The sequence below is a fragment of the Sodalis sp. RH14 genome (assembly GCF_047324285.1).
In the GTDB taxonomy this organism is placed as follows: Bacteria; Pseudomonadota; Gammaproteobacteria; order Enterobacterales; family Enterobacteriaceae; genus Acerihabitans.
Genome location: NZ_CP178739.1, coordinates 5,316,098 through 5,333,529, shown reverse-complemented (window position 1 = coordinate 5,333,529; position 17,432 = coordinate 5,316,098). Strand labels below are relative to the sequence as shown.

Below are 17,432 nucleotides of genomic sequence, written 5' to 3'. Positions count from 1 at the left end.
CTAAGGGTCCGGGGTCACATCTGGCCGCCGGCGGCTCCACTCTTCGGCGGCATGGAGCGCTGCATCCGCCTCCAGCAGCCCCTTGCGGCTGGAAAACAGCGCCGCCGTTTGCCGGGCGCGGTGCATGCTGGTGCGCATAAAGCGCGCGTGCCGCAGGTCGGCGTCCTGGAGATCGGCCTCGCGAAAATCCGCATACGCCAGGTTGCAGCCGGTAAATCGGCATTGTCCGGCCGCGGCGCGATGCAGCAGGGCCTGCTCCAGGCTGGCGTGGGAAAAATCCGCCTGTCGCAGGTCGGCGCCGATAAACTGCCCCTGGTCAAAATGGCCGCGGCGGCATTGCGCCCGCGCCAGGCTGCTGTCGATAAACAGCGCCTGGCCGCACCGGGCGTGATTGAAACGCGCCATGCCCAGCGAGGCGCCTTTAAAACAGCTGCGGGTCAGCGTGCCGTGGCTGAAATCGACGTTATCCATGGCATTACCGGTAAACTGGCAGGCGATAAAGGTCTGGCGGCGATAGTCGTTATGGCGGTGGTCGCATTCGGCAAAGATAACGCGGTCGAATTGGCTCTGGCTGAACGTGGTGGCGGTAAGGTCGATGCCGAACAACGTGGTCAGGACCGCCCGGCATTGATGCAGCCGGGCCTGGAGCAGCGGCGTTTTAAACAGTGTTACCTGCTCCAGCGAGCAGGTATCAAAAGTCGCGCCGGTCAGCAGGCACTCCAGGAACTGGGTTAATGTCAGGCCGCTGGCGCCAAATCGGCTGCCCATCAGCCGGCAATGATTAAATACTGTGCCGGTAATATCGCACCCGCTGAAATCGGCCGCGGGCAGCGCGCAGTGGTTAAACCGGCAGTCCTTGATATTCCCGCCGCAAAAGCTGGCCCGTTCCAGCCGGCAATGATCAAACAGCGTGTCTTCCAGCTGGCGCCGGCGAAAGTCCGCCCCGGTGAAATCCACGTTGCTGAATACCGCGCCGCGCAGCCGTACGCCGGCAAGCTGTTCCTCGCCCAGCGTCACCGAGTCAACCGCTTCCCCCCGGTCGATGCGGCGCTGTAATTCCCGCGCGGTGAGGTGAGTCATGACGAAGGCTCCTGCGCGCGCGGCAGGGTTTTGCATTGGTGCGTATAGGCGCCCTGCAGGCGGGTATGGCGGTCGATGGTCGCTAACGACAGATCGGCGCGAAACAGGTTGGCGGCGCGCAGGTCGGCGCCGGCGAGCCGGGATTTTTGCAACAGGGCGCCGATCAGGTCGGCGCGGGTCAGCGAGGCGTGGCTGAGGTCGGCGCGGATAAACAGGCAGCCGCCGGCGTTGATACCGTCCAGGCGCGCGCGTGTAAGCACGGCGCCGCTAAAGTCACAACTTTGCGCCTCGACCTGTGAAAAATCCGCCCGGTCCAGCGGCGTTTGCCGGAAGTTGCAGCTTGTTAGCCGGGCGCGCCGGAATGCCGCGCCTCCGGCATGGGTGCCGCCGGTAAAAACACAGCTGTCCAGGGCGGCCTCCTGAAACCGGATCTCATCCAACGCCAGGGTGATAAACGAGCAGCCGGACAACCGCGCGGCGTTAAAACAGGCCGCGTCCAGACGGCCCTGGTTGAACGTCACCTTTTCCAGGCGGCAATGGCTGAAATCCGGCGCCGTGGCGTCGGCATCAAGAAACGTGCAGTTCGTCAGGGCGGCATGGCTGAAGCGGCAGCGGTGGATGGCGGTGTGGTAAAACAGCAGCCCGCTGAGCTGCGCCCGATCAAAACAACAGTCTGCAAACGCCGCCCGGGTCACTGTCGTCCCGGACAGCTGCGCCCCGGAGAACAGCGTGTTGTGACAGCGGGCGCCGGTCAGGCAGGCTTCGGCAAGGCGCGCGTCGCGCAGCGAAGCGCCGGTCAACGAGGCGTGGGCCAGCATGGCGTCGCTGAGATCGGCGCCGTCCAGCAGGCAGTTATCCAGCCTGGCGCTTTCCAGCAGGGCCCGCTGCAGATTAACGCCGCGTAGATCCAGGCCGCGCAGATCGGCGCCGGTCAAATCCATGTCGCCGAGATCGCGCGTTTGCGCCAGCAGGGCCTGAAGGCGAGGGCGGCACTCCGCCGCCGCCTGCGGGGCCGCAGGGCGGGCAGCGGCGGCCAGCCGGTACATCTGGTGCAGGGCCAGGCGGGCTTCAGGCGTATCAATAGACGGCCCGGCGCCGGCGCTGTCCTCAGCCTCCCGCCGCAGCGCCGCCAGCATCCGGTGGTAGTGCGCCGGCCCGGCGCCGTCCACGGCATCCGTCATATCGGCGCCCAGGGCCGCGGCTTTTTCCAGCGCCCGTTGTTGCAGCGCCGCCGCCTGTCGTTCCACCCGCGCCATATACCGCGGCAGCTCGCCGGGCAGCGGCCCCGGCTCCTGCGCGCGGGCCACCAGGTTACCGGCGCTATCTCCTGCGTCCGTATTGCCGTCGCCTGCGCCCGTGTCGCCGTCGCGCAGGCTTATCCGCGCGTCAGCGGCGCCCTGGTGCCGGCCGGGGCTCCGGTCAGCCGGGGTTGCCTGCCCGGGTAAGGTCGTATGAACGCCGCTGTCCGGCAGGGGCTGTCCGCGCTTTTCCCGCAGGTCCGCTTCCCGGCGGGCCAGATTGGCCGCCAGCGGGCTTTCCGGCGGCCGGGGGGCGGTATCCAGCCATGGGCCGATCAGGCTTTCCGTGACCAAATCCTGTTCACACAGGGCATGGGCGGCGGCGGTAGCCTTTCGGCTGCGGGCCTGGAGAACGTCCCGGTAATGCGCCAGGGGCCGGCTCTCCCGTGCCGCTTCAAGGGCGACCAGCATATTGTCGACGTCCAGCGCATCGTCTTCCTGGATCCCGCAGCTGCCCTGCCAAATCAGCACCATCTGTTCCACATGAGGAAAAAACCACAAGGTGGTGGCGCGCAGGGTGATTTCTTCCAGCGCCGGCGGCGCGCAAGCGTGATGATCGTCGGGAACGGCGGCGCGCGTGATAAAACACCGGGCGCGCCAGTCGGGCAGCACGCCCTGCTGCAGCGGTTGCTCCGGGTGCATATTCCAGATACGCCAGGGCGCGCCCAGCGGTAATGACGGCGACCGCGGCCACCACTGATCGCGTCCGGCCCGGTTAAATACATGCCAGTCGATATCGCGGGCGAACCCGGGGTACTCCTGCTCCAGCCAGCGGCGGTCGTAGCTTTTGCCGATACGGCTGAACTGCTCCGGCAGGCAAAAGTCCAGCGGGCCGAAACAGTCGGGTTTTATCCTGCGACGCGATGCGCCATAACCCGCCTCCGGTTCGATATGGGCCAGCGGATGGCATATGACGCCGTTACGCTCTACGGGGTGCGCGCCCAGGCCACGCGGGTTGCGGGTATCGTTTTCGCCGCCGAAGGCGTTTTGCCAGTCCAGGCGCAGCCGTGCAAACGGCAGCGCCTCGGTGGGGCGTCCGCTGACCCAGAAACGTTCCCCGAACACCATCAGGCTCTTTTCCAGCGCGTCCACCTGGATTTTAACCATACAGGCATTATTTTGCCGCTGATGGCGAGTATAGGCATAACCGGTGGCCAGGAATTCCGCGCAGGCTTTGGGAATGGCCAGGTCCAGCAAACCGCCGTCGCCGGCCAGTTCCCGCGCCGCCAGTTGCCACAGCTCCGGTTCAGGACGCAGCCGTGGCGCGGGCCCCATGTCAGCCAGGGCCAGCACGGACACGCCTAACTGGTTTTGGCCCAGCCAGCGCCAGGGGCGGTGCAGCACGCCCAGACGCAGGGGTTTGATGATGTTCATGGCGGCCGGCTCAGATAAAAAGGGTGATGGCGCTGGTGTGCAGGCTCAGCAGCGTGGTGCGGATATCCAACTGCCCCTGGCTGATATTGACGCCCACCGTTTCGACCCGCACCGCGGTCGTGGCCAGGTTCAGCCGGGTGCTGGACGTCAATACCTCATCGGTGGTTACCGCCATTTTTGTCATGGCAACGCGCATGTTATAGATGCTTTCCGCCGCGCCGGCGACGTGAAGCATATTGCCGGCATGGGTTTCGCTGCTTCCCTTGATTTTCAGCACCCGTTTTTTGGCTGTCACCTGAATCTCATTGCCGCCGTCAATGCTGATATCGCCGCCGGCGCGCACGGCCAGATCCCTGTCAACCTGCTCATCCAGCCTGCCGTGGATATGGCGGCGCGCGTCGCCCTTTATCTCCACGTGCCGATTGCCGGCGATGGATTGCCGATCCACGCCATTGATGGTGGTATCCACCCCTTTGGCATATTCCACCCGGGTGGGATCCGGGCGCTGGTATTGCCGCTCGGCCCGGCGGCGATCCGCCAGCTCCTGCGCGGTGGCGGGCCGGGCCTGCGCCAGGGCGGCCTGGGCCGGCCCTGGCGCATCCGCCGCCAGCACGCCGGGATAGCGCGTCCGGCCGAACACGATTTTATTGCCGGCGTCAAACATCAGATCATTCAGGGCATGGTGGCTGATAGTATCACCGGCATGCTGGGTCAGGCTGCCGCTGACAATCTGCGCCGCGTGCCCGGTCACCTGCCGGTATTCGCCGCCGGTAACGGCGTCTGCCCTGCCGCCGGCGGTAATCAGGCTGGTTTTGCCCAAGTGGAAGGTCTGTATATCGGGTTTAAATTTGAAGGTGGCGCAGGGACCTTGGTGGATAAAGCGGCTCTGGCCTTTTATCTCCTGCGCCAGATCGCCGTCGACGCTGATGCGTTGGTCATGTTCCACCGAGAGGGTCATATCCCGCTCGGCATGCAGGTTAAAGGACTCGCGTCCCGGCGCGTCCTCCATAAACCAGTAGCTGGCGTTGCCCGTGCCGCCATCCCTGCTGCGGCTCATAAATCCCATGCGGGCGGCGGCGGCCGGCAGTTCCCAGGGCGGCAGGGCGTCTTCGTTGTAGACCCGTCCGGTAATAATGGGACGATCGGGATCGCCGTTGATAAAATCCACGATCACCTCTTCGCCCACCCGCGGCACCTGTACGCCGCCATATTTCCACCCGGCCCAATGGCTGGATACCCGCACCCAGCAGGAATCGGTGTCGTCGCCCGCGCCGTGCCGGTCCCAGCGGAATTTTAGCTTTACGCGGCCATATTTATCGGTCCAAATGCTGTTGCCGGGCGGACCGGCCACCTCGGCGGTTTGCGGCCCCTGGGTTTTAGGCCAGGGGGTGGCGCGGGGCGGACGCCAGGTGACCTGGGCCGGTATAACGGTAAAAGCCACGCTGAACTCAGCCATGGCGGCGCCGGGTGCGGATTGAGCATCTGCGGCATGCCAGCGGTTATCCTGGATGCTGTAATCGACGCCGGTGACCAGATAAGATTGCTCATCCTGCGGGCGCGGACAGTGATGAACCCGGAAAGTGTAGCCGGGCGCCATGCCGCGCGCCGTTGCCAGTCCCGAGACGCGGCATTGCCGGGAGGCCAGCTCCTGCTGGCGGATTTGCGCCAGGAACTCCCCATGCCCATGATCGGCATACCCCCCCGGCCAGTCGTAGATTTCGCTTTTGTTGGCGGCAAACGAGGCGCGGTTTTGGCACGTTTGCCCCAGATGGGCGCGCGGCTGCCGAAAGTCATAATCGTCCATGCTGCACAACCGGGGGGTGATTTCATGGGACAATGTCCAGCGGTGAATGGCTTCGCGATGTGCGTTAAGACCGGCGCCCGGCTGCCGGTAAACCAGATCCTCGTAGCCGGGGAAAGGCTGGTGCGCCTGGGGGGCGTCGGCCAGCACCAGCGTATGGCCCCGGTCATGGTGGCGGAAAAAATAATAAATGCCCTCATGCTCCATCAGACGGCTCAGGAAATCGAAGGTGCTTTCGCGATATTGCACGATGTAGGGGTAGCGATGATAGGCGCTGGTCAGCCGATTTTCACAGTCAATATTATAGTCGGCCAGGACATGGGTAATAATATCCGGCAGGGTTTTCTCCTGCCAGACGCGGCAATCGCGATTTTGCGTCAGATACCACAGGGCGGGATGCAGGGTGAAGGTATACAGCTTATATTTTTCATGCAGCAGATCGTAGCCGTTGAAATCAATGCGGGTGATATGGCCATGCAAAAAACGGCGCTCGCCATTAATGAGCTTTATTTCAATGGTGATATCCTTTCCTAATAATGCATTCATATCTAAATCGTTATGAGTGCTAAGAAATTCCGCGTTGAACCGGTATAAGGCCGAAAAGGATTCCCGGCCGGTCAGCCGTTTAAATATCAGCTCACTTTCGGCGTTGCCGCTTAACGGCGTATGAACATTAATCCAGTCGGGCATGCTGTTCCCCAATACGCGAGATCGTCGGTAATAAGCCGAATTATTTTTTACAACGTCTCTATTTTATTCTGCTAACTATTGGCTTTATAAGACTATTGCCATCATAGGCGGCGAATGAAGATGAAACATCAGGTAATTCCCTGACATCCTTCCTGAATTTTTGTCTAACGGTATTCCACCAATCCCAACCGGAACGACCAATGCACCAGGTCAATGGCTTTATGCACGTCAAGTTTACGCATAATATTCAAACGATGGGTCTCGACTGTTTTAGGGCTGATTGATAAGTTACCGGCGATGGCGTGGTTGCCCGCGCCCTCGGCGATTTGCTTTAATACCTGGCGCTCCCTCAGCGTCAGGGACAAAGGGTGATGGCCGCTTTCGTTCATCAGCTGGAACACGCGAAAATGATCCAGCGCCGGATCAAGGTAACGCTTGCGGTTAAAAACGTACTGCAGCGCGGTCAGCAGGCAATGCTGCGGGCTGCTTTTCAGCACAAAGCCCAGGGCGCCCAGGCGCAGCACCCCGGCGGCATAATGCTCTCCCCGCCTTGAGGTAAGCACGATAATGCGCAGGGCGGGCCAGCGCTTAAGCAATTGCGCGATCACATCCTGCCCATCCATGCCGGGCAATCCCAAATCCAATATCACGATATCCGGGTGGGTCTCGCCGCACAGGCGATAGACCTCAAGTCCATTGTCCACCTGGCCCGCTATCTGGTAACGCGGATAGGGGGTAAGCAATGCTTTAATGCCGTTGATGATCAGTTCATGATCGTCAACCAGCACCAGTTTTATGTTCATAAAACGATTCCCTGGAAAATACATGAAGAGTATTTATTGGCATATTGTTGAAATAAAAAACGCACAGAACCGCCGGCCGCTACTATTATCGCGGACAGCGCTAAAGACAATAACGGATACAGGCTTAAAAGCTGGCAATTACACATTCGGGAAATGATTTTAAATAAAATATTCTACGTTATCATCTGGATAATGAAACGCCACGAGCATAATGGAACCCTGAAATAAATCAAGGACGAGACAGGAAAAAATAAGGCTATATTCAGCATATTTCAATGCGGTTTAGGCGCTGTGCTTAATTAGCGCTTCCTGTTAAAGAAATGGCCGAAGCGAACGTTCATGGTTGCGGCGCGTTACTCATTCATCCCACCGTGATGGGCAACCCGCCTGAAAGTGATCTTCTTCAAGTATTTGATGTCTGTCCGGTGGTTTTGATGGCCGGCAGCGGTTACGGGGCATATATTTTCACCCGTTGTCATTTTAAAAAAACGGAGTACGTCATGAAATTATTGCGCTATGGCCCGCCCGGCGAGGAACGCCCAGGCATTCTCGATAACGAGGGACGCATACGGAGCCTGGCCGGTCATATCGCCGATATCGGCGGGGACGCCCTGCTGCCCGCCGCGCTCGCCACATTACGCGCCCTGGATATCGCCCAGTTGCCGCTGGTGGCCGGCCAGCCCAGGCTGGGGCCCTGCGTCGGCCAGGTAGGCAAGTTTGTCTGTATCGGCCTCAACTACGCCGACCATGCGGCGGAAACCGGGGCGGCCATTCCCACCGAGCCTATCGTGTTTAATAAATGGGTCAGCGCCATCAACGGCCCCAATGACGATGTGCAGATTCCCCGCCAGTCGCGTAAGACCGATTGGGAAGTGGAGCTGGGCGTGGTCATCGGCCAGGGCGGGCGTTACATCGACGAGCGGGAAGCCATGGACCATGTGGCCGGTTATTGCGTGGTGAACGATATTTCCGAGCGGGAGTGGCAAATAGAACGCGGCGGCACCTGGGATAAAGGAAAGGGCTGCGATACCTTCGGTCCCATTGGCCCCTGGCTGGTCACGGCGGATGAAATAGCCGACCCGCAGGCGCTGAACCTTTGGCTGGAGGTGGACGGCACGCGTTACCAGAATGGGAATACCGCCACCATGATTTTTGGCGTCAGGCATATTATCAGCTACCTGAGCCGTTTTATGAGCCTGCGGCCCGGGGATATTATCGCCACCGGCACGCCGCCGGGAGTGGGTATGGGACATAAGCCGGAAGCCATTTTCCTGCGCGCCGGGCAGACCCTGCGTTTGGGCGTAGAGGGCCTGGGCGAGCAGCTTGCGCGCACGGTCTCGGCCTGATCGCGGGATGGCAGGGGCCTCTCTCTGGCGGGGCGGCCCCGCTTGCCCCAGGCCGGATTTGGGCCGCGGGGCGCGCGGCATTGTTTTGCCGCAATGCTTTTACTTTATTTTTTTCACCGTTTTCTGGGCGGATGGATTAACGCGGTTAATGAATTAAGTTTCACCGCCGGTGTCAGAATAAGCTAAGGTCAGAGGAAATTACGATACCTGCCCCTCCCCGGGCTGTTTAAACGTGCCGGTCCGTGCTAGGTTGTCTTTTTTCTGTAAAATAAAACGGCTAGTATTATTCGGTTCTATTTTTCTTTTGACGCTTGGTGAACGGCCGGAAAAGCCTGTTTTTTTATAATTGAATATCTTTTAATGCACCCATGCGGCGAGAGTCAGTGTCCTCGTTAAGCTCATCGTAGTAAGTAATAACCCAGGTTATTACCTATGCCGAATTATTGACGCCGTCCCGTGCTGCGGAACCATCCCTATGATCCAACGTTGGCTATTGCCGTTAAGTTATATGCACCCCAGGTATTGGTTACTTTGGCTGGGGCTTGTCCTGTTGTTTTTATTAGTGCAACTGCCTTATCCGCTGCTACTGCGCCTGGGCGGGGGTATGGGGTTGTTATCCATGCGCTTTTTAAAAAGGCGCGTTGCCATCGCCAAACGTAATCTTGAGCTCAGTTTCCCTACTCTCGAGCCGGAACAAATCAAAATAAAATTGGCCGATAACTTTTCTTCCCTGGGCATGGGCCTGATGGAAACCGGAATGGCGTGGTTTTGGTCCGACCAGCGTATAAAAAAATGGTTCGATGTGGTCGGCCTGGAAAACCTGGATTCCCCCATAGGGGAGAAAAATGGGGTTATCGTTATCGGCGTGCATTTTATGACGCTGGAGCTGCATTTTCGTATTTTAGGCCACTGCAAACCCATGACCGTCATGTATCGTCCCCATAACAGCAAAATTATGGAACTGGTGCAGAAGTGGGGCCGTTCCCGCTCGGGGAATTCCCTGGTCAGCCGTAAAAAACTGGTTTGCATGGTACACACGTTAAAACGCGGCGGCGTGGTCTGGTTTGCCCCGGATCAGGATAACGGCCCGAAGGGCAGCGTATTTGTGCCGTTTTTCGGCGTCAATCAAACCGCTACCACCAACGGCACCTTTACCATCGCCAAGCTGGCCCGGCCGAAGCTGGTCAGCGCCGTGGTAATCCGCAAACCCGACCGCCTGGGCTACCAGTTAATTATTTCGCCGGAGCTGCAAAACTACCCTTACGACGACAGCCTGGCGGCCGCCAACTATGTCAACCGGGTGATAGAGACTGAAATCATGAAAGCCCCCGGCCAATATCTATGGCTGCACCGGCGGTTTAAAACCCGGCCGCTGGGGGAGAAGTCATTATATATTTAGCGCGGGCGGCGTTGCGTATACTCTAGGGGTATATGTCTCGATATAGAGACATATAACCATCTGAATTAAATATAAATAATTATTTCAGCCTATTTGTGTCTCTCACAGGTAACAGGTTCCGCCGGCGGCGTCCGCGCAATAAGCGCGGCCTGTCTGTTATCGTCTGTCCGGCAGGCGGCAATGATTTGCACGGCGATGGCGGGGTAAAATCCGGCGAAATCAATTTAAGTTATTGTTTATCAATATGTTGATATTGTTATTCGCAGCCATGATGCGGAAGGAATGAGGCCGGCCGGGCCATTATTGATGCGCTTCAGCCGCGGGTAAAAAAATATCCCGCGGCAAAACCTGTCCTGGCACGCAAACTGCACTACCTTTGTTGTAGATGCTCATTCCACCCTCTTATGTTCGCGTTTACGCCTCATAAACCCCGGAATGACGCAGAGCCAAACTTGTGGCGCCTATTGTCCAGCTCCATGATGAGTCCCTCATCAGAACCTTCGGACAAAACGTTGAGTGAGGCGCCAAACTGTTGTCTTATGACCTGACCTTGTTAAACACTTGCCGTGATGGCAAGTGTTTTTTTTAATCCAAACCGGGGCGGGTTACCTATGGCAAAGGTTTCAGCGCCGGGTCTGGCTGCGGGACGGGCTGCGCCTGCTGCGGGGCTTGCAGCGATAGGTTGATGGATTCCTGGCGCATTTGCGTGGCCTCTTCCGGCAGACGCAGGCGATCGAGCACATCGGCCAGCCAGGCGTAGTCATGGGCGTCCGGACGCTGGGCAAGCGCGGCGCGGAACGCGTCGGCGGCGGCCTGCCATTCGCCGCGCTTCATCAAGAGCTGACCCATGGTGCTGTTAAGCAATGGGGACGCGCCCTGCTGCTTGATCTGCTGGCGCAGTACTTTTTCTAGCTGCTCCGGATCGCCGGTTTTCAGACGCGGCACCAGCAACAGCAGCTGTTCGTTGTAATGGTCCTTCAATCCCTTGACGATAATAGCCTGGGCGGTTTCATGATCGTTACAGACGATCAGATGTTCCGCCAGCGCGATCTGTAGTTGGGGATCGTTGCGGGTGCGGCGGCTTTGATTGCGCCACCAGCTATTCAGGCCCTCGCTGCCCTCGTTCTCCATGATCTGGTCCATCAATCCGCTGTAGGCCTGGTGCTCCAGCGACTGGATTTTACTCTCTTCATAGACCCGCACTTTGCGCATGGCCGGCAGGATATCCAGCAGCGCCTGCCAGGCGCGGGTACGGATAAACGCCTGCTCGGCGAGGCGCAGCACCTCCGGATGACGCGGAGCGATCTCCAGCAAACGGTCGGCGCCGTGACGGGCGGCATGGTTTTCATTGCGCGCCAGCTGGATGCGCACCCGGGTGATATCCACCGGCAGCTGATCGTTATCCGCCGCCTCCATGGCCCGCTCCAGATGCTGGTTGGCGCGAATATCGTCGCCCCGTTGCTGCGCCGCCTCGGCGGCCAGCAGGTAATTGACCACTGGCTGATCGGCGTGGTCGGCGTTGCGGGTCAGCAATTTTTCCACCTGCCGGTAATCGCCTTCCGCCAGTTTCATCAGCGCGGCTTTGGTATGTTTGCGGGCGCGGTGGTTTTTACGCACCAGGAACCAGCGGCGGGTACGCGCGCCGGTACGGAAAACGCGCCGCAACACCCACTCCACGATAAACAGCGCCACCAGCGCCACAATCAGGATAATCACCAGACCGGTCACACTGGTCTCGATATTGTAATTATCGGTCTGGATCAGTACATAACCCTGATGGCCGGCGATAATCGGCCCGATCACAATCCCGGCAATCAGCAGGATGAACAGCAACAATACGCGTAGCATCGTTTATTCTCCCTGAGCGGCGGGGGCATTAGCAACCGAGGCCGACGACTGCGCCAGCAGGTTGCGCACGCGCGTCTGCACCAGTTTCTCCAGCAGCGGCTGGCTGCTTAACTGTGCCGGCACATCCATGGTGATATTCTGCTGGCTCAGGTCGTCCAGTTCGCTGAGAAAGGCGCGGGTATTGGCATCATCGGCGTCGAAATAGGCGCGTACCCAGGTAGAGACGCTTTCCAGGGATTGCCGGTAGATTTCATTTTGGTGGCGCGGCACCGCTTGCGCCGCAATCAGCAGGCGCGAGCGGATATTTTCACGCAGGTAGATATCCTGGTTTGGCGCCAGCAGCGGCTCGGCGCTGGTATCGCGACGGCGGATGGTAATAAAGTCATTCATAAAGTTGTGCCAGCTTTTGCTGAGGTTTTGCCGCCATTCGCGCACCGAGCTTGACAGCTCGCTGCCGCCGTCGCTGTCCATGGGGGATTCATCGCTGTCGTTGTCGGCCAGGCGCAGGTTGTCCACCTGGTTTGACAATTGGTTCACTTTCAGAATAATCCCGTCAAAATCCACCTGGCTGACGCCTGAGAGGGCGGCAATATCCTCGGTTATGGCGCGACGCACGTTCATCAGGCTGGGATCGTTCATATCCGCCAGGCTGGCATCGGCGCTCTTGAGCAGCGCGCCGGCGGTGACGATATCCTGATCGCTCCAGAGCTTGCGGCCGGCCTGCTTGACCAGGAAATCCGCCTGGGCCAATAGCCAGGTATTGGCATCGGAGCCGGAGATGGTGGCGACTTTATCACGCAATTCGCTTAACTGCCTGTCCTGGACGGCCGCCTGCTGCTGGGCGGCGCCAAGCTGCCGGCCCTGCTGCTGCAACGCCGCCTGGGATTGCTGCTGCTGCTGTTGCTGCGCTTGCTGCAATGCCTCGATGCGGGATTGCAGCTGTTGATTCAGCGCGTTTTGCGTTTTTGCCTGCCGGACGCCGTACATATAGAGCGCGGCGGCCAGCAGCAGGGACAGGATAATGGCGATAGCCGCCAGGATGACGCCTAGGGGCTTTTTGCCGCTCTTGGGGGCCTTCGTCCCGCCGACCGGAGGATTGGCCTTGGCGGTACCCGCCGCCGTATCGCCGGGCGCGAATGACGAGGGCTTAGGCGTATCCGCCGCTCGGGTTGCATCTTCCTGCGGAGTCGTTGGAGTAGTGTGTTCCGTCATATTGGCCTATCCCATGATTAGATTTAGAGCAGCACACGCATAAGCGCATCGTTGTCTGCCGCGTTTGCTACGACGATGTCCGTCCAGCCCAATTGGCGGGCTAAAGCCCCGATTCGTTCACTCACCACGACCAGCCGGCATTGCAACAGCCATGAGACGCGATAGTACTCAGGAATTAAAGTATAGAATTGTTGTAACATTTCGCCGCTGGTAATGATCAAAGTATTGATGCCCAGTTGCTGACAGCGCCGGCTTTGCTGTTCGCCGTCGTAATGCACCGGGCTGCGCTGATAGCATTCACAATACGCGACCTCGGCGCCACGTTGCCGCAACGTCTCCTCCAGTACTTCCCGCCCGCCGTTGCCGCGCAGGATCAGCGCCCGCAGTCCGGCGACGCGCTGTAGCGACGGCAGGCGCAGCAGATGTTCGCTGCTTTCGCCGTCGTGGGGGTAGTCCACCGGCAGGCCGGAGGCGGTGTGCATCAGCAGGCCGCTGGTGCGGCCGACTGCGAGGTATTGCAGCGTTTCCGGCCAGGACAGGCCCCGGCGGGTCAGAAACGGGTGGGCATAATTGACCGCATGTTTCGAGACGATAAACACCAGATCGCCCGGCCGCAGCGCGCCCAGGCGTTCGGGCAGCCGGGCCAGTTCGTCTCCGGGGGCAAAATCAATAAGCGGCAGGTGCCAGGCGGATCGGCCGCGCGCGCGCAAGCGGTTCACCAGCTCTTCGCCGGCGGGGGACGGGCGCGTGACCAGGATGCTCATTGCGGCGAATCCTGGTTTTCCGCCGCATAGACCTGATCGAGGATTTCCCGGGCGCCCTGCCTGAGCAATTCCTCCGCCAGGCGGATGCCCAACGCTTCCGCTTCCTCCAGGGGAGCGCTGCTTTCGGCGCGGATAACCCTGCCGCCGTCGGGGCTGCCCACCAGCGCGCGTAGCCAGATCCGGTCGCCCTGAATTTCGGCGTAGCTGCCGATAGGCACCTGGCAACCGCCGTCAAGACGGGCGTTCATGGCGCGCTCCGCGCTGATGCGAGTGGCGGTGGCGCGGTGATGCAGCGGGGCCAGCAGCGCGCGGGTACGTCGGTCGTCCAGACGGCATTCCACGCCGACCGCCCCCTGGCCGACAGCGGGCAGGCACAGCTCGGGTTCCAGCGGCGTACGGATGCGATCCTGCAGATCCAGGCGCTTCAGTCCGGCCACCGCCAGGATGATCGCATCGTATTCGCCCCGATCCAGCCTGGCCAGGCGCGTGCCCACGTTGCCGCGCAGATCGCGGATCACCAGATCCGGACGGCGTTCCCGTACCTGGCACTGCCGGCGCAGGCTGGACGTGCCCACCACGGCGCCCGGCGGCAGCTCGTCCAGGCTGGCGTAGGCCGGGGAGACGAAGGCGTCGCGGGGATCCTCGCGCTCACAAATGGTCACCAGCCCCAGCCCGTCGGGGAATGAGACGGTCACGTCCTTCATGGAGTGCACGGCGATATCGGCGCGATCCTCAAGCAGGGCGCGCTCCAGCTCCTTGATAAAAAGCCCTTTGCCGCCCACCTTGGCCAGCGGCGTATCCAGCAAAATGTCGCCGCGGGTCACCATGGGTACCAGTTCCACCCGTAAATCGGGATGATGAAGCTGCAGCTGGCGCTGAACATACTGTGCTTGCCATAGCGCCAGCGGGCTCTGCCGGGTGGCGATGCGTATCAGGGTATCTTGCATTCTGGGTTACCGTTTCTCACATTCTTTAACCATTCTACCATCGATAGTAAAACGCTGTAAGTTATCAGGATCCGGTGATGGCGGCATGGGGTGAAGTGCCGATAATCGGGAATTAAAGGTTGCCGCGGGGAAAAGTGTTATAATTAACGGGTAGCTTAACTTTCTTTACGGTCAAACAGCAAGGTGTTAAATTGATCACGTTTCCAGCAATTACCGGCCGACCCATCTTCAAAACAACACTCCGGCCGGGTATGGAAATAGGCTCTTAGGCACCGGGATAACCAGGCGAGACGTCTTGTACTTCTACATCGAGACATTGAAACAGAGACTGGACGCGATCAACCAATTACGGGTGGATCGGGCGTTGGCGGCCATGGGGCCGGCCTTTCAGCAAGTCTACAGTCTGCTGCCAACCTTATTACATTATCATCATCCAATGCTTCCGGGTTACCTAGAAGGTAACGTTCCGTGCGGCGTTTGCTTCTACACGTGCGATGAAAGCCAGGCCGCCTGGATAGCCGATATTGAGCGCCAGTCCGCGCAGCCGATGGTGACGCCCGCCAGCGGGGAAAGGCCGATCACCGGGGTTTACTCCATGGGCAGCACCTCGTCCATCGGGCAGAACGCCAATTCCGACCTGGATATCTGGGTCTGCCATCAGTCCTGGCTGGATAACGAAGAACGTTATCAGTTGCAGCGCAAATGCGCCCTGCTGGAAAAATGGGCCGGCACCAAGGGCGTGGACGTCAACTTCTTCCTGATTGATGAAAACCGCTTCCGCCATAACGAAAGCGGCAGCCTGGGTGATGAAGACTGCGGTTCCACCCAGCATATCCTGTTGCTGGACGAATTCTACCGCACCGCGGTGCGCATGGCCGGCAAGCGCATTTTATGGAATATGGTGCCGGGCGACGAAGAAGAGCATTATGACGATTACGTCATGTCGCTTTATGCCCGCGGCGCGCTGACCCCCAATGAATGGCTCGATCTGGGCGGGCTGGGCACGCTGTCCGCCGAAGAATATTTCGGCGCCAGCCTGTGGCAACTGTATAAAAGCATCGATTCCCCGTACAAAGCGGTGCTCAAGACCCTGCTGCTGGAGGCCTATTCCTGGGAATATCCCCATACCCAGCTGCTGGCCATGAATATCAAGCAGCATTTGCACGACGGCGAGATAGTCTCCTACGGCCTCGATCCTTATTGCATGATGCTGGAGCGCGTGACCCACTACCTGACCCAGATTAACGACACCACCCGGCTGGACCTGGTGCGGCGCTGTTTCTACCTCAAGGTCTGCGAAAAGCTCTCGCTGACGCCTGAAAGCGTCGTCTGGCGCCGCGAGATCCTAAGCCAGCAGGTCAAGGAGTGGGGCTGGGACGAAGCGCGCCTGAGCATGCTCGACGACCGCGCCAACTGGAAAATCGGCCAGGTGCGTGAGGCGCATAACGAACTGCTCGACGCCATGATGCAAAGCTACCGTAACCTGATTCGCTTTGCGCGCCGCAATAACCTGAGCGTCAGCGCCAGCCCGCAGGATATCGGGGTGCTGACCCGTAAACTCTACGCGGCGTTTGAAGCGCTGCCGGGCAAGGTGACGCTGATTAACCCGCAGATCTCCCCCGATCTGTCCGAACCGAACCTCACGTTTATCCATGTGCCCCAGGGCCGGGCCAACCGGGCCGGCTGGTACCTGTATAACCAGTCGCCGGCGATGGAATCCATCATCAGCCACCAGCCGCTGGAATATAACCGCTACCTGAACAAGCTGGTGGCCTGGGCGTGGTTTAACGGCCTGCTGACCGAAAAGACCCAGTTGCATATCAAGGGCAGCGACCTGTGCGATCTGCCCCGGCTGCAGGAACTGGTGGCGGATGTGTCGCGCAATTTCCCGCTGCGGGTGCCGGCGCCGACGCCCAAGGCGCTCTACAGCCCCTGCGAAATCCGCCATCTGGCGATCATCGTCAACCTTGAACACGATCCGACCGCGGTTTTCCGCAACCAGGTGGTGCATTTTGATTTCCGCAAGCTGGACGTGTTCAGCTTCGGCCAACAGCAGGAGTGCCTGGTGGGCAGTATCGACCTGCTGTACCGCAATTCGTGGAATGAGGTGCGCACCCTGCATTTCAACGGCGAGCAGGCGGTACTGGAAGCGTTGAAAACCATCCTCGGCAAGATGCATCAGGACGCCGCGCCGCCTGATACGGTGGAAGTGTTCTGCTACAGCCAGCATCTGCGCGGACTTATCCGCACCCGGGTGCAGCAGTTGGTGGCGGATTGCATCGAACTGCGTCTATCCAGCACCCGCCAGGATCCGGCGCGGTTTAAAGCGGTCCGGGTAGCCGGCCAGACCTGGGGATTGTTTTTTGAACGCCTGAGCGTCTCGGTGCAGAAACTGGAAAACGCCATTGAATTCTACGGCGCCATTTCCAACAATAAGCTGCATGGCCTGTCGATCCAGATGGAAACGGAAAAAATTCATTTACCGCCGGTGGTGGACGGTTTCGCCAGCGAAGGCATAATCCAGTTCTTTTTTGAAGACAGCGCCGACGACCAGGGCTTTAACATTTATATCCTGGACGAGACCAACCGGGTCGAGGCTTACCACCATTGCGAAGGCAGCAAGGAAGAGCTGGTGCGCGATGTGAGCCGTTTTTATTCGTCGTCCCACGACCGCTTCACCTACGGTTCCAGCTTTATCAACTTCAACCTGCCGCAGTTTTACCAGATTGTGCAGCTGGACGGCCGTATCCAGGTGGTGCCGTTTCGCAGCAGCGTACTGTCCCATTTGTGCGCGCCGGCCTATGAGCATGACGCGTCGTCACTGCCGCAGCAGGCACGGTTGAACTAGCCGCCCCGCCCGTGTGGCGCGC

At 59.7% G+C, this 17,432-nt stretch carries 11 protein-coding genes; 3 read left to right on the top strand and 8 right to left on the bottom strand.

Features of this window, described 5'->3' with window-relative positions:
- The 4 genes from ACL2XQ_RS24370 to ACL2XQ_RS24355 all read right to left on the bottom strand — a co-directional run bounded on the left by ACL2XQ_RS24370 (position 1) and on the right by ACL2XQ_RS24355 (position 7,046).
- Positions 1–1,080 (bottom strand): pentapeptide repeat-containing protein, encoded by a 1,080-nt coding sequence (locus ACL2XQ_RS24370; protein ID WP_413739779.1) that lies wholly within the window; start codon positions 1,078–1,080, stop codon positions 1–3.
- On the bottom strand, positions 1,077–3,752 hold the full coding sequence (locus ACL2XQ_RS24365) for a DUF2169 domain-containing protein (protein WP_413739778.1): 2,676 nt from the start codon (positions 3,750–3,752) through the stop codon (positions 1,077–1,079). Before ACL2XQ_RS24365 ends, ACL2XQ_RS24370 begins: the two co-directional genes overlap by 4 nt.
- Positions 3,753–3,762: 10 nt before the next feature.
- Positions 3,763–6,243, bottom strand: a complete 2,481-nt coding sequence (locus tag ACL2XQ_RS24360) for a type VI secretion system Vgr family protein (protein ID WP_410013170.1) — start codon at positions 6,241–6,243, stop codon at positions 3,763–3,765.
- Between the two features lie 164 nt (positions 6,244–6,407).
- Positions 6,408–7,046: a two component system response regulator gene (locus tag ACL2XQ_RS24355; RefSeq protein ID WP_410013171.1), complete on the bottom strand. Its 639-nt coding sequence runs from the start codon at positions 7,044–7,046 to the stop codon at positions 6,408–6,410.
- Positions 7,047–7,546: 500 nt separating this feature from the next.
- On the opposite strand from ACL2XQ_RS24355, the gene ACL2XQ_RS24350 reads away from it, so the two are divergent.
- Both ACL2XQ_RS24350 and lpxL read left to right on the top strand, forming a co-directional pair.
- Positions 7,547–8,392: a fumarylacetoacetate hydrolase family protein gene (locus tag ACL2XQ_RS24350; protein WP_413739777.1), complete on the top strand. Its 846-nt coding sequence runs from the start codon at positions 7,547–7,549 to the stop codon at positions 8,390–8,392.
- A 475-nt stretch (positions 8,393–8,867) separates the two neighbouring features.
- Positions 8,868–9,791 (top strand): LpxL/LpxP family Kdo(2)-lipid IV(A) lauroyl/palmitoleoyl acyltransferase, encoded by a 924-nt coding sequence (gene lpxL / locus ACL2XQ_RS24345; RefSeq protein WP_413739776.1) that lies wholly within the window; start codon positions 8,868–8,870, stop codon positions 9,789–9,791.
- Between the two features lie 609 nt (positions 9,792–10,400).
- On the opposite strand, the gene hemY is transcribed toward lpxL, so the two are convergent.
- From hemY to hemC, 4 genes are read right to left on the bottom strand one after another with little or no spacing between them, the layout of a single operon-like run.
- A complete protein-coding gene (hemY, locus tag ACL2XQ_RS24340) occupies positions 10,401–11,639 on the bottom strand; it encodes a protoheme IX biogenesis protein HemY (protein WP_410013174.1) in 1,239 nt (412 codons plus the stop codon).
- Between the two features lie 3 nt (positions 11,640–11,642).
- A complete protein-coding gene (gene hemX / locus ACL2XQ_RS24335; protein WP_413739775.1) occupies positions 11,643–12,851 on the bottom strand; it encodes a uroporphyrinogen-III C-methyltransferase in 1,209 nt (402 codons plus the stop codon).
- A gap of 23 nt (positions 12,852–12,874) precedes the next feature.
- Positions 12,875–13,615 (bottom strand): uroporphyrinogen-III synthase, encoded by a 741-nt coding sequence (gene hemD, locus ACL2XQ_RS24330; RefSeq protein ID WP_410013176.1) that lies wholly within the window; start codon positions 13,613–13,615, stop codon positions 12,875–12,877.
- A complete protein-coding gene (gene hemC, locus ACL2XQ_RS24325; protein ID WP_410013177.1) occupies positions 13,612–14,562 on the bottom strand; it encodes a hydroxymethylbilane synthase in 951 nt (316 codons plus the stop codon). The genes hemD and hemC overlap by 4 nt, the downstream gene beginning before the upstream one ends.
- A gap of 295 nt (positions 14,563–14,857) precedes the next feature.
- Here hemC and ACL2XQ_RS24320 point away from each other — a divergent pair, with 295 nt between their 5' ends.
- Complete coding sequence (locus ACL2XQ_RS24320) at positions 14,858–17,410, top strand: class I adenylate cyclase (RefSeq protein ID WP_413721595.1); 2,553 nt, start codon at positions 14,858–14,860, stop codon at positions 17,408–17,410.
- Positions 17,411–17,432 lie beyond the last annotated feature (22 nt).